Source organism: Candidatus Pelagibacter sp. IMCC9063 (assembly GCF_000195085.1).
Lineage (GTDB): Bacteria > Pseudomonadota > Alphaproteobacteria > Pelagibacterales > Pelagibacteraceae > IMCC9063.
The window spans coordinates 468,016-480,698 of record NC_015380.1 but is presented as its reverse complement, the minus strand read 5'-3'; the positions used below and the strand labels follow the sequence as shown (position 1 = coordinate 480,698).

The 12,683-nt window shown below is 30.8% G+C and carries 13 protein-coding genes and 1 other RNA gene; 7 read left to right on the top strand and 7 right to left on the bottom strand.

The window, feature by feature from the left end; translation table 11 throughout:
* Nucleotides 1-3: 3 nt before the first annotated feature.
* The 5 genes from SAR11G3_RS02500 to kdsB form a co-directional block, all read right to left on the bottom strand.
* A complete protein-coding gene (locus SAR11G3_RS02500) occupies nt 4-321 on the bottom strand; it encodes a YbaB/EbfC family nucleoid-associated protein (RefSeq protein WP_013695177.1) in 318 nt (105 codons plus the stop codon).
* A 1-nt stretch (nt 322) separates the two neighbouring features.
* Nucleotides 323-1,990, bottom strand: coding sequence for a DNA polymerase III subunit gamma/tau (locus SAR11G3_RS02495; protein ID WP_041862330.1), 1,668 nt, complete (start codon nt 1,988-1,990; stop codon nt 323-325).
* 7 nt (nt 1,991-1,997) lie between these two features.
* An RNA gene (ffs, locus tag SAR11G3_RS07140) (signal recognition particle sRNA small type) lies at nt 1,998-2,095 on the bottom strand.
* A gap of 52 nt (nt 2,096-2,147) precedes the next feature.
* Nucleotides 2,148-2,990: a prephenate dehydratase gene (locus SAR11G3_RS02490; RefSeq protein ID WP_013695175.1), complete on the bottom strand. Its 843-nt coding sequence runs from the start codon at nt 2,988-2,990 to the stop codon at nt 2,148-2,150.
* Complete coding sequence (gene kdsB / locus SAR11G3_RS02485) at nt 2,980-3,705, bottom strand: 3-deoxy-manno-octulosonate cytidylyltransferase (protein ID WP_041862325.1); 726 nt, start codon at nt 3,703-3,705, stop codon at nt 2,980-2,982. The genes SAR11G3_RS02490 and kdsB overlap by 11 nt, the downstream gene beginning before the upstream one ends.
* A 91-nt stretch (nt 3,706-3,796) precedes the next feature.
* On the opposite strand from kdsB, the gene SAR11G3_RS02480 reads away from it, so the two are divergent.
* The 3 genes from SAR11G3_RS02480 to SAR11G3_RS02470 are packed head-to-tail and all read left to right on the top strand — an operon-like array spanning nt 3,797 to nt 6,264.
* Nucleotides 3,797-4,339: a c-type cytochrome gene (locus tag SAR11G3_RS02480; RefSeq protein ID WP_013695173.1), complete on the top strand. Its 543-nt coding sequence runs from the start codon at nt 3,797-3,799 to the stop codon at nt 4,337-4,339.
* 42 nt (nt 4,340-4,381) lie between these two features.
* Complete coding sequence (locus SAR11G3_RS02475; protein ID WP_013695172.1) at nt 4,382-5,854, top strand: AmpG family muropeptide MFS transporter; 1,473 nt, start codon at nt 4,382-4,384, stop codon at nt 5,852-5,854.
* 35 nt (nt 5,855-5,889) lie between these two features.
* On the top strand, nt 5,890-6,264 hold the full coding sequence (locus SAR11G3_RS02470; protein ID WP_013695171.1) for an EF-hand domain-containing protein: 375 nt from the start codon (nt 5,890-5,892) through the stop codon (nt 6,262-6,264).
* On the opposite strand, the gene SAR11G3_RS02465 is transcribed toward SAR11G3_RS02470, so the two are convergent.
* Nucleotides 6,265-7,017 (bottom strand): sulfite exporter TauE/SafE family protein, encoded by a 753-nt coding sequence (locus SAR11G3_RS02465; RefSeq protein ID WP_013695170.1) that lies wholly within the window; start codon nt 7,015-7,017, stop codon nt 6,265-6,267.
* 27 nt (nt 7,018-7,044) lie between these two features.
* Entirely contained in the window at nt 7,045-8,523 is a 1,479-nt protein-coding gene (locus tag SAR11G3_RS02460) for a sodium:solute symporter family protein (protein ID WP_013695169.1), read from the bottom strand.
* A gap of 160 nt (nt 8,524-8,683) precedes the next feature.
* On the opposite strand from SAR11G3_RS02460, the gene SAR11G3_RS02455 reads away from it, so the two are divergent.
* From SAR11G3_RS02455 to SAR11G3_RS02440, 4 genes are all read left to right on the top strand, one after another.
* Nucleotides 8,684-9,067 (top strand): hypothetical protein, encoded by a 384-nt coding sequence (locus SAR11G3_RS02455; protein ID WP_013695168.1) that lies wholly within the window; start codon nt 8,684-8,686, stop codon nt 9,065-9,067.
* 1 nt (nt 9,068) lies between these two features.
* Complete coding sequence (locus SAR11G3_RS02450; protein WP_013695167.1) at nt 9,069-9,812, top strand: C40 family peptidase; 744 nt, start codon at nt 9,069-9,071, stop codon at nt 9,810-9,812.
* Nucleotides 9,812-10,099, top strand: a complete 288-nt coding sequence (locus SAR11G3_RS02445) for an acylphosphatase (protein ID WP_013695166.1) — start codon at nt 9,812-9,814, stop codon at nt 10,097-10,099. The genes SAR11G3_RS02450 and SAR11G3_RS02445 overlap by 1 nt, the downstream gene beginning before the upstream one ends.
* Before the next feature lie 110 nt (nt 10,100-10,209).
* Complete coding sequence (locus SAR11G3_RS02440) at nt 10,210-12,681, top strand: helicase-related protein (RefSeq protein ID WP_013695165.1); 2,472 nt, start codon at nt 10,210-10,212, stop codon at nt 12,679-12,681.
* The last annotated feature ends 2 nt before the right edge of the window (nt 12,682-12,683 follow it).

Sequence of the window (12,683 nt, the reverse complement as noted above, 5' to 3'; positions counted from 1 at the left end):
ATACTAAAAGGGAAGCTTAAAGCCAGCAGGCAATTGAAGCCCTCCTGTCAATTTAGACATTTCTTCTTGGGTTTTTGATTCTACATTTTTTTTTGCATTATTGGTTGCGGCTACAATCAAATCTTCAATAACACTTTTTTCTTCTGCTAAGATTTTAGGATCGATTTGAATAGAAATCATCTCGCCATTTCCATTTAATATTACTTTTACTCCCCCACCACCAGATTCTCCTTCTACTGAAATATTTTTAAGAGACTCTTTTGCATCTGCCATTTTTTTTTGCATTTCTTGTGCCTGCTCTAACATTTTACTAAAATCCATATTATTTCTGGTCCTCCTCTTGTACATCTATTAGTTCAGCATCTGGAAATGCTTCTAAAACTTTTTTATAAGCCTCAGTCTGTTTAATATCTTTTAAAGTTTCTTCTTTTAATTGACTCTTTGTTTCATAAATACTCGTTTCTCCTTCTGCTTTGGACAAAGTAATCATCCATCGCTTACCAGTCCACTCATTTAGCTTTAAAGAAAGATTCTTAATAAAGTCTTTTGATAAACTTTCATTAAAAGAAATATCAATTTTTCCTTGATCAAATTTTACCAAACGCACATTTCTTTCTAAATCAAATTTCAATTCAATCTCTTTATGCTTGTTAGTCAAGTCTACTAGCTCTTGAAAAGAATGTATTTCTTGAGTGCTGGAAGCTAAATTTACTGTATCAGGCTTGATTTTAGGTACTTCTTTTTTTTCTTGAATGGTGTTCTTGATTTGAGTTTTGGAAATCAACGGCTCTGCTTTGAGTCCTGTAGTATTATTGTAGGTTTCTGTTTCTATTTCATTATCAAAATCATCCTCTTCTAATAAAAGTTGAGGATCTGGCATATTTTTTAAATGGGCCAATCGAATAAGAAGCATGCGAAAGGATAGAAAAGGATTGGGTGTAGAATTTAGTTCTTCAATACCTTTAAGGGTGAAGTGCCAAAGCATCGATACATACGTTAGATCAATCTCATCTGATATTTGTTTAATTAAAATAGATTCTGACTCAGATACACTGAGATCATTTTCTATCTTCCCAAAAGTTTTTGTTCGAGAGATTAGATAGATAATTTCCAACATACTTTGTAAAATTAACTTAGGGTCTGCACCTATATCAAAAATATCCTCGGCTTCTCTTAATGCATCTTGTTGTGAGCCTCTTACAATAAAAGACAGTAGCTCTATCACTCTAGACTGATCTGCTAACCCTAGCATGTCTCTTACATTTTGTTCTGTTATGTCCTGATCTTGAAGATTGAAAGTAATAATTGCCTGATCCAAGACGGACAAGGCATCACGAACAGATCCTTCAGAAGATTTAGCAATGATCGCTAGTGCCTTGTCGTCTACTTTAGCTTGTTCTTTAATGGCAATGTCTCTTAAGAAAAGCTGCATTTCCTCCATTTTAATTCTACGTAAATCAAATCTCTGACATCTAGATAAAATAGTGACAGGTATTTTTTTTACTTCAGTGGTTGCTAAAATAAATTTAAGATGAGGCGGTGGTTCTTCTAAGGTTTTTAGCAGAGCATTGAAAGCTTGTTTTGATAACATGTGAACTTCATCTATGATAAAAACTTTATATTTTGCACTCGCAGGCAAATACTGTGCTGACTCTAAAATTTCTCTTATATCATCAATTCCAGTTTTGGAGGCAGCATCCATTTCCAAAATATCCATATGACTAGAATCGACAATAGCCTCGCAATGACAATATTCTTCTTTAGAACACTTCTCTTCACTTCCAAATTTTTTATTACAGTTAATTGCTTTAGCAATAATTCTAGCTGTGGTGGTTTTGCCTACGCCTCGTATACCCGTAAGCAGATAAGCATTGGGAACTCGATCCATTTCTATGGCATTTTGTATAGCCGTGCTCATTGACTCTTGGCCTATAAGCTGATCAAAATTTTGAGGTCGGTATTTAAGTGATAAAACTTTTCGATTATTCATAACATTAAACGGGGAACTGAATAACAACCTGAAAAATTAACGTTACGGCTGCTTTCTTTCGAATCTGACCGGATTAGCGCAACCTCCACCTACTACCAATTCCCCAATGCGATAGTATAACAAGATAGAGAAAAAACGATAGAAAAGATTCTGTGTATTACTTTTTGTATCGAAATTTATCTACTGGATAAATACCCAAAATATCTAATTTTTTTGTATATTTTTTTAACTCTTGGATGGATTGCTTGACCTGCTTATTTTGTGCATGACCTGCTATATCTAAATAAAATATTGTTTGCATAAATGTATTATTCACCGAAAAGCTCTCTAATTTAGTAAGGTTAACATTATTTTTTGCAAAACCTCCTAGCGCATTAAAAAGAGCACCAGGAGTGCTTTTAATCATAAATATACAGGTGGTAATGAATTTTTTTCCTTTAGATAATTTTGGAAATTTGTGTTTTTTTTTCATAATCAAGAATCTTGTAGTGTTTCCTTTTTTGTCTTCAAAATTTTTTTTTAGGATAGTAAGATTATAAATTTTAGCTGCTAGAGAAGAGGCAATTGCAGCTTCCGTTTTGCTAGCATTGTCAGCAATGTGTTTAGCGGAACCGGCTGTATCTGCGGCAACTATTGTTGTTAACTTATATTTTTTTAAGTTTTTTTGACATTGACCAATTGCATGTGCATGACTTCTTACAAACTTAATATCTTTTAATTTAACTTGTTTATTTGCTAAAAGGCAATGCTCTACTTTATGAAAGTATTCACCCACAATTGTTAATTTATATTTTGGTAATAAGTAGTGAATATCTGCTACTCGCCCTGCTAAAGAATTTTCGATTGGAATTACTGAAATTATATTTTTATCTTTTTTGCACGCTTCAAATACATCTTCGAAAGTTTTGCAAGCTAGCACATTAACTTTTTTAAATAATTTACTTGCTGCAAGATGCGAATAAGCTCCTAGCTCTCCCTGAATTGCGATTTTATTTTTCATTGTACAACAGTCTAATTTGTTCCAAATCTTCTTGTGTATCTACCCCCAAAGGATAGTCTTGAATAAATCCCACTTGAATTTTTATATTGTTATCTAAGGCTCTCATTTGCTCCAGGCTTCTTTCTAGCTCATTTTTAGTTTTATGCAATCCAACGTAATTTTTTAAAATAGAATACTGATATGCATAAATTCCTACATGATGGTACAAGTTTTTTGATTTCTGCTCCTTTATTCTAAAAAAATCTACTGCTTGGGAAAAATTACCTAATTTTAACTCTTGCTGCGTCTCAACTTTAACGACGTTAGGATTGCTCACATCTTTTTCATTCAGTTTGCTGGCTAAAGTCCCCATTTCTGATGCATTGGTTTTCATAAATTTCTCTAAATGACTAATAGCCTCTGGTTTAATCAATGGCATATCACCCTGAACATTTATTATAAGTTCAGGTTTGTTTTCTAAAGATTCTATAGCTTCAAAAATTCTATCTGACCCATTGGTGTGATTGTTTCTGGTTATAATAGCTATTCCTCCATGGCTAGTAATGACATCAAAAATTTCCTTGTCAGATGTTGCTACAATTACGCTATCAATATTTGTTTTCTTTGCTTGTCTCCAAACGTGTAAAATCATAGGTTCATTATTGATTAGTAGTAAGGGCTTATTTGGCAATCTCTTTGCATTTAAATGACTAGGGATAATTATGGCTGTTTTCATATGTTTTATAAATTCTTACACTGCGACATCTATAACTTTATTTTATACTCTAAAACTATCTCAAAATACTATATGAATTCATTTTATATTTATGGATAGTTTTGAATTTAATAAGATTGCTGCAGCCGTGCTAGTTACTATTTTACTACTTATTGGGGTTAAAGAAGTTTCGCATGTAATTTTTCATGTCGAGAAGCCTAAACAATCAGCCTACAAAATAGAGGGTGTGGAAACAAAGGCTAATACAAATTTGGTAGCTGTAAAAAAAGAAGTGCAACTGAGTCCCATAACTCCTATGCTTGCATCTGCCAGTATAGATGCGGGGAAAAATAAGTTTAAGAAATGTGCTGCCTGTCATAGCGCAGTTAAAGGTGGCCCCAACAAGATTGGTCCAGCTTTATGGAATATAGTGAATACAAAATCAGCTTCTCAAGCAGACTATAAATACTCATCTGCTCTAAAGGCTCATGGTAAAGACTGGACATTTGAAGAGCTAAACAAATTCTTAATCAAGCCTTCTAAATATATCAAAGGAACTAAAATGGCTTTTGCAGGACTAAGAAAAGATAGTGATAGAGCTAATGTAATAGCCTATCTCAATAGTATAAGCGATAATCCAGCTCCCTTAAAATAATACCTAAATAATTTATTTATTGTATAATTTCATTATTAATTAATGAATTCTTTAAAGATTAAATCACTTCTGAATAAAAAATCTTTAGGAATGTCCTTATTGGGTTTTTCTGCTGGTTTACCACTGCTTCTTATTTTTTCTACTTTATCTGTATGGTTAGTAAAAGCGGGTGTCGAAAGAAGTACTATAACTTTATTTAGCTGGGCTGGATTTGCATATTCATTTAAGTTCTTATGGACACCAATTGTAGATCATTATCGCTTACCTTTGCTTTCTAAAATTGGTCATAGAAAAAGTTGGCTTCTTCTATCTCAAATATTAATTATCATTTCTATTTTTATTACCTCTTATTCCGACCCAAGTAAAAATCTACTCTATACTGCAATAGGTATTGTTCTCATTGCCTTTTCAAGTGCCACTCAAGACATTGTGATTGATGCTTTTAGGATAGAATCCGAACCAATTCAAAAACAAGGTGCCCTTTCCTCAATGTACCTCGCGGGCTATCGAATTGCCATGATTGTATCTGGAGCTGGAAGCTTATGGTTAGCATCTTATTTTGGTGTAGATGTTTACAATGCTAACACTTGGAAAAAAGTATATCAAATTATGGGCTGTTTAATGTTGATTGGTGTAGTCACAACACTTTTTTCTAAAGAACCAACTGTCCACAAAGTAAAAAATAAAAATACATCTAATTCTATTAAGTTCTTAATGTCTTTAATTGGAGCAATAGCTATTTTCTTTGTAACTTATAATTTGATACCAAAAATATTTACCAATGAATCTATTTTTCTTAACTCTCTAGATACTTTATTAAGAATTGGAGTTTCATTCGGTGGCTCGCTATTCATTCTGTCACTCTTGAGTAAAATAAAATTTATTTCAATAAAAGAAGTTAAACTTTCTTATATTGATCCTATTCAAGATTTTCTTAGTCGGTATAAAAAAGTTGCTATTTTAATTTTAGTTTTAATTGGTCTCTACAGGATTGCAGATATTGTAATGGGTGTGATGGCAAACGTATTCTATTTGGAAAAAGGATATCAAATTAGTGAAATTGCTACCTACTCCAAATTTTTTGGCTTATTTGCAACTATTGTTGGTGGGTTTCTTGGTGGTCTTTATTCAATGCATAAAGGAGTCATTGAAAGCTTGTTAGTTGGAGCAATTGTTGCTGCTTTCAGCAATCTATTATTTGCTTGGTTAGCCGTGAGCGATATCAATATTACATTTTTAATAGTTGTAATTACGGCAGACAATATTGCCAGTGGTTTTGCAGGTGCGGCCTTTGTTGTTTATCTTTCCTCTCTGACTTCTATAAAATTTACAGCTACACAATACGCATTGTTTAGTTCTATGATGTTATTTGTTCCAAAATTAATCGCTGGATATGCTGGAGGAATAGTTGATCTTATAGGCTATTCTCAGTTTTTTATTTTTACTGCTGTGCTTGGCCTTCCTGTCTTGGTTTTGATATATAGAATAAAAAAACAATCTCAAATAAAGTCTTAATTTTACAATTTATTCGATAGGTGTTAAAAAAATTTATGAAAAAAATATTTTTAATTCTATTTGTATCTGTAGTCGCTTCAACAGCGTCATTAGCTGCTGAAAAAAAATCTATTACTAAAAAAGAATTTATTGATTCCAATATTAAGAAATTAGAACAGCAGTTTAATGCAATTGATTCTAATAAGGATGGAAAGATGACTCCTGCAGAAGAAAGGGCATATGTTCAAAGGGTGCAAAAAGCACGATTACTGAGAAGGAACCTCGCAATACTAGCCGATATCAATAAAGACGGAAAGATCTCAAAGGATGAAGAAAAAAAACTTTTAACAAAAATGGATGTTAATAAAGATGGCTCCGTTACTCCTAAAGAACAAGAAAATTATTACAATAAAAATAAAACCAAAAAATAATTAAATACTGCTTTTAATAATAATTACGATTCCACTTATAAGAAGCATATAATTAAATAGTAGCTTAAAAGCTTGTTCACTTAAAACTTTTCTTAAATATTTTCCACTAATAACTCCGAATATAATCGGCACACAAGCTACAGAAGAAAATAACAAGACTTTTTCATTAATCATTGAAAAGCTATAAAAAAGAGTAAATTGAGTTAAAGAATATAAAAAGAAGCTCAAGCCCATCAATTGGATTAATTTCTCTTTATTAAATTTAAGAGATTGAATTAAAAAAATAAATGGCATCGTATATATACTTGTGACACCCGTTGTAATTCCAGTTAGAGCTCCTATCCAAAACTGTGTCTGAAAGGAAGTGTGTCTCTTAATCGTAATGATTTTATTAAATAAAACTAAGCAAGAATTCAATACAAGCAAACTAGCTAGAATTAGTAATATTGTATTAGAATTAATAGCCCTTAGAACCAAAAAACCAGGGATGACAAATGCAACTGAAGTAAATAAAAAAAATTTTGTTTGCTGAAAAATAGATTTTAATTCCTTACCATCTAGCATTTGGACTAGGTTGGTCAAGATAACGGGAATTAAAATAAAAGAAATTGAGTCTTTTATGTCAAAAAAAAAAGACAATAGCGTCAGAGTAACAGTCGGTAATCCAACTCCTATGGTACCTTTAACTAGACCCCCTAAGAAAAAAATACCTAGGTATATAAAAAAGAGATAATCAAATGTGATTAATTCCATAAAATAATAATTACTAAATAAACAAAACTACTTTAATTCAGTAATTAATACCTTAATTTTTTCAAATTGAAATTTTTGTTTTTTACTTCTTAAAACTACAATCACAAATAAAGGAATAAGAGTAGCTGATACAAAAGACCAAAATAACAAAGATGAAGAAATCCATATTGGAAAAGATTGTAAATTAAACAACCCCCCGACTAATATGCTTTTTTGAAAGCTCAGATCTGGAAATAACAACAGCCCAGCTATCAATCCAGCGCAAACACAAATCATTGAATTTGAACCACTAATATCATTTTTAAACATTCCATAAAAAACAGGAATTGCTGCTGCGCAGCATAATAAGTCTGCTAACAAAAACATATATAAAACGCTCATTCCTTGAGAGGCTATCATAAAGACCAAACAAGAAATTAATATCAAAAATATTTTAGAGATACTAAGATAAAAATCGCTAGATTTAGATCTTATAATTTTTTTACTCTCAATAATAAATAGACTAGAAATTGCATTAATTAGTGTGTCCATGCTGCTAATTACTAAAGTTAACGCTAAAACTAAAATAGAAATTGATAACCATACGGTTCCATTTTTAAGCAACAAAGAAAAGATCACTATACTAGGATCCTTTGCTTGACCTAAAGATACTGCAACAATTCCACAAAAACCTAAAATTAAGATAACTGGTAAAACAATAAAAAAAGAACTAACAAAACTCTTGTGCAAATCTTGATCGGACTTTGCAGCATATACTCGCTGCCAGATACCTTGATCAAATAGGTTTGTTGCAAACACCGCAATGAAGAAAGTTATTCCAGCCGTATATCCAGAAAAGTATTTAGGATCAATCAAGTTTCCTGCTTTTAAGCTAATTAATTCAGATGAAATGTTAACTTCACCAGAAATAAACAGATAGTAAAAAATTAAAATTAAAAAAATAGAAATAATAATAAATTGCAATTTATCAGTAATAATTGATATTTTTAATCCACCTCTCAATGTGTAAATTAAGGTTGAAATTAAAATGAGCAAAGAGGTTTTCCACAGCTCCACTCCTGCAATTAAATTAACAATTTTTGCAATTGCTGTAACTTCAGCACACAAATAAATAAATACATAAAAAAGAGATAAAACCAATACTATCTTAAGCATTTTTGAACCGTAACGAGCATAAACAAATTGAGTTAAACTGTTACCTTCCGGCATAATTTTCCTTAATCTTTTACCAAAAACAGTCATTGCTAAAAAAGGAGTGGCTTGGCCAAGTGCGTAACCAGTTATAGCACCAATGCCTCCCCATGTTGCAGCCTCTGCAGGCCCTATTAAAATCCAAACCCCAAAGCATGAAGCAACAATAGATGCGGTTAAAGATGGTGATCGTATAGAACGACTAGCATTTAAATAGGCTGGAACTGACTTTTCTTTTTTGGAAAAAAAAAATCCTCCAATTGCAAATGCTCCACATAAAAAAATTAAAATGAACGTATAAATATTTAAAACCATGGTTCTCCCTTCGTTGTAATTAAACATCAGGTTCGTAGGGTATAATCTCAGCGTTTTCGCACCCCTGAACTAAAACCGTTTCACACTATTTGGGAAAAAAAATCAAGACTTATTTACAAATTACAATTGATTATTTTTTTTTAAGATTTATTCTATTAATATGATCATTGAGTGCAAATGTGGGAAAAAATTTCAAATTCCAAATGATGAAATCATTCCATACGGTAAGCTTCTCAAATGTAGTTTTTGTGGTGAAGAATGGCCTCATAATGGACTTGTTGCCAACACTGATCTTCCATTACCTGATAAAAACTTAAAAAAAATATCTAAAAGAACCACAAAGCCAAGTAAAAAACCAATAGGCTTTATTCTTATACTTTTTTTAATAGTTCTGTTTATTGGAATGATATTTAATCGAGATCTAATTTTAAATAAACATCCTAACCTTCTTGGATTTTTTGAATCTGCAGATATCTTGAAAGAAATTGTTATGCAAAATATAAATTGGGCAAAGGAAATAGTTCAAAATTTATTTAAAAAGTAAAATGCTTTTATCCACTACTTGTAAAAATAAAATTACAAAAATTTATAAAAAACCAAATATTAAATCAGAACTTGCTTCTCAAATGCTTTTTGGAGAGAAGTTTATTGTAACAAAAAAAATGAAAAATTTTTACAAGGGTTTCTCGTCTTACGATTGTTACCCTGGGTATGTGCTCATCAATAACTTTCTAGAGGATAAAGAAGAAAAAAGTCATAGAATAATAGTAAAAAAATCTTTTTTTTATACCTCTCCTAACAATAATAAAATTTCAAAGAAAACATTATTTTTTAATTCTAAAGTTTCTATATTAGAATATAAAAAGACTTTTGCAAAAATAGGTAGATATTGGGTTAAAAGAAAATCTATTTCAAAGATTAATAATAAATCTAGCAATTATTTAAAAAATATTTATTTTTTTTTAGGTACTAGATACCTGTGGGGAGGAAATAGTATTTCAGGAATTGATTGTTCAGGCCTAATACAAGAATTAATGAAAAGCATTAATAAAAAATGTCCTAGAGATAGTAAAGATCAGTTAATTTTCTTTAAAAAAAAAATTTCGCTATCAAAAATAAAAAAAGGAGACTTGATATTTTGGAAAGGGCATGTTGCGATTGCATTGAATAAAAAACTATTAATTCATGCTTATGGTCCTAAAAAAAAAGTTTTAATAATGCCTATACTTAAAACTATTCATCTTTTAAAAATTAAAAAATTAAAAGTTTTGTCAATTAGGAGACCCTAGTGAGTCATATAGTTAACAAGAAAATTACAATTTCAGGAACTGTTCAGGGAGTGGGTTATCGATGGTGGTTAAAAGAACTATGTGATGCTAATAATGTAAATGGCTGGGTATTAAATAAAAAAGATGGAAAAGTGGAGGCTGTATTGTTTAATGCCAATGCGGTACTATTTAAAACTATCTTATCTAATTGTTTTTTAGGGCCAAAAAAATCTGTTGTTGAAAATATACTTGTTGAGGACTTTGATTTAAAAAAAAATGAAACAAGTATCTTTGAAATTAAAAAATAAAAATACACTTAAAACGAGAACATCTTTTTGATTGATTCGGTCATGTTTTATGCCTAGTTTGTTCTAAATCCAAATCTAAATATAGTGGGTCCAAAAAATTTAAACCATAAATGATGAATCAGCAAATAATCTCCGTTCTTGGACCAACTAATACAGGCAAAACCCATTTTGCGGTTGAGCGAATGCTCCAATTTGAAACAGGAGTTATAGGGTTTCCACTAAGGCTGTTAGCAAGAGAAGTTTACGATAAGTGCGTTCAAAAATTAGGATCAAATAACGTTGCTTTAATCACAGGAGAAGAAAAAATCATTCCCCCTACTGCAAACTATTATTTATGTACTGTGGAGTCGATGCCTTTAGATTTGAATTTTGAATTTGTAGGAATTGATGAAATACAAATGTGTGCTGATCCAGAAAGAGGACACATTTTTACTGACAGACTGCTAAATTACAGAGGTGACAAGCTAACCATGTTTTTAGGTGCTGATATCATGAAAAATATTATCTCTGACTTAGTACCTTCTAGTGAATTTGTCTATCGTGATAGATTATCTAAACTCATTTATACTGGACATAAAAAAATATCTAGGATCCAACCACGCAGTGCTATCGTTGCATTCTCTGTGGATGAAGTCTACGCGCTCGCAGAGTTTGTGAGAAGACAGAGGGGCGGTGCAGCAATTGTAATGGGATCTTTAAGTCCTAAAACAAGAAATTCTCAAGTAGAGCTATATCAGTCTGGAGATGTTGATTTTTTGGTAGCAACAGATGCAATTGGTATGGGTATTAATATGGATATTGATCATGTTAGTTTTAATAGCATAAGAAAGTATGACGGGAAAAAAATTAGAGGACTTAGAAACACGGAGATCGGTCAAATAAGTGGTAGAGCTGGAAGATATATAAATAACGGTAGTTTTGGAATTACTGGAAATTGCGAAGCATTAACTAGTGAACAAATTGAAAAATTAGAAAATCATAAATTTGACAGTGTAATAAACATTTATTGGAGAAATTCTGATTTAGATTTTTCAAATATTTCTCGATTTACAGCAAGCATAAACCAACTTCCTCCTATTGCGTCTCTAACTAGAAATAGAGAATTAATGGATGAAAATATATTTAAATTTTTAGTTTCAGACACCTCTTTTTTAAAATCTTCAAATAATGCAAACCATATTTCTACATTATGGGAATGTTGTCAAATACCCGATTTTACCAAAAGCTCTTATAACGAACACACTGAAATAATTACAAATGTTTTTCAGTTTTTAATATCTGACAAGGGTAAAATTACTAATGACTGGATGAAGAAACAGGTAGAAAGTTTAGACAACATGATTGGGAATATTGATGCAATAGCAAACAGAATATCTCATGTAAGAACCTGGTCGTACGTAGCTAATAAAAGAAATTGGGTAGAAAATCATGACTACTGGATTGCAAAAACTAAGCATATAGAAGACCAGCTGTCTGACAAGTTGCATGAAGAACTTTCTAAAAGTTTTGTAGATAAAAGAATCAGCATTCTTTCAAAAGGTATTAAGCAAAATATTGAACTAAAAACCAAAATTTCTGAAGAAGATGAAATTATTATCAACGGACAGTTGGTTGGAAAAATTAACGGACTTAAAATTAATTTAGATTATTCTAAGACAGCACTAGATACAGACATTAAGTCTATTAGAAAAGCTGCAAGAAACGGAGCTGCATCTGAATTGGCTAAAAGGGCTTTGGAAATAACTCAATCATTAGAACATTTTAAATTAGAAAAAGATAATCATGTTTATTGGAAAGATAAAATTATTGGAAAAATTATCCCAGGTAGAAATTACCTAAATCCTGAAATTAAAATTATTTCTGATGAAAGTCTACAGTCTAAGGATGAGCATATAATTATCTCATCAATGACATATTGGTTAAAACAAGAAAAAGAAAGGCTATTGCAAGATTTGATTAAAATTGAAGATCCTAAAATAGAAAACAGATTCGTTAGGGCCTTATGTTTTCAATTGTTTGAAAATAACGGGGTTCTCAAAAGAGAAAATGTTGATGATATTTTAAAACAGATTGATAAAAAAGAACGACACCTATTAAGACAGCTTGGAATTAAGATCGGCCGCTATCATATCTATCAGCCTAGAATGATAAAACCTGCAGCTATTACTTTTAAATCTATTCTATGGAATTGTTTTTACAATCTTCCAAAGAATGAAAGTCCTACCTTCGGTTTAAATTTTATTAAGAATTTTTCTAACAAAAATAAGGAATATCTTTTAATTTGTGGTTTTGAAACTTTTGATAATGTAATAATAAGAATAGATATTTTAGAAAGATTATTTTTAAAAATTATTGAACTAAGTAAACAATATAAGTTTGAGCTTAATAGTGAAATACTTAATTTGCTTGGGTGTACAAAAGAAGATTTCAGAGAACTAATGAAAAAAATGAATTATAGGTGTATCGTGAAAGAAGAAAAAATATTTTTTAAATATTATTCGAATACAAACGTATCCAACAAAGGTAAATTAAAAACTACAGACAGTCCTTTTGACGAACTAAAAAAATTAAAGATTATTTGATA

Excerpts from the sequence above, each read along its gene's own strand:
- SAR11G3_RS02475 (WP_013695172.1), top strand. The coding sequence starts at position 4,382 with ATGAATTCTTTAAAGATTAAATCACTTCTGAATAAAAAATCTTTAGGA.
- SAR11G3_RS02455 (WP_013695168.1), top strand. The coding sequence starts at position 8,684 with ATGATCATTGAGTGCAAATGTGGGAAAAAATTTCAAATTCCAAATGAT.
- SAR11G3_RS02460 (WP_013695169.1), bottom strand. The coding sequence starts at position 8,523 with ATGGTTTTAAATATTTATACGTTCATTTTAATTTTTTTATGTGGAGCA.
- SAR11G3_RS02495 (WP_041862330.1), bottom strand. The coding sequence starts at position 1,990 with ATGAATAATCGAAAAGTTTTATCACTTAAATACCGACCTCAAAATTTT.
- SAR11G3_RS02440 (WP_013695165.1), top strand. The coding sequence starts at position 10,210 with ATGATGAATCAGCAAATAATCTCCGTTCTTGGACCAACTAATACAGGC.
- kdsB (WP_041862325.1), bottom strand. The coding sequence starts at position 3,705 with ATGAAAACAGCCATAATTATCCCTAGTCATTTAAATGCAAAGAGATTG.
- SAR11G3_RS02490 (WP_013695175.1), bottom strand. The coding sequence starts at position 2,990 with ATGAAAAATAAAATCGCAATTCAGGGAGAGCTAGGAGCTTATTCGCAT.
- SAR11G3_RS02450 (WP_013695167.1), top strand. The coding sequence starts at position 9,069 with ATGCTTTTATCCACTACTTGTAAAAATAAAATTACAAAAATTTATAAA.
- SAR11G3_RS02500 (WP_013695177.1), bottom strand. The coding sequence starts at position 321 with ATGGATTTTAGTAAAATGTTAGAGCAGGCACAAGAAATGCAAAAAAAA.
- SAR11G3_RS02470 (WP_013695171.1), top strand. The coding sequence starts at position 5,890 with ATGAAAAAAATATTTTTAATTCTATTTGTATCTGTAGTCGCTTCAACA.
- SAR11G3_RS02465 (WP_013695170.1), bottom strand. The coding sequence starts at position 7,017 with ATGGAATTAATCACATTTGATTATCTCTTTTTTATATACCTAGGTATT.
- SAR11G3_RS02480 (WP_013695173.1), top strand. The coding sequence starts at position 3,797 with ATGGATAGTTTTGAATTTAATAAGATTGCTGCAGCCGTGCTAGTTACT.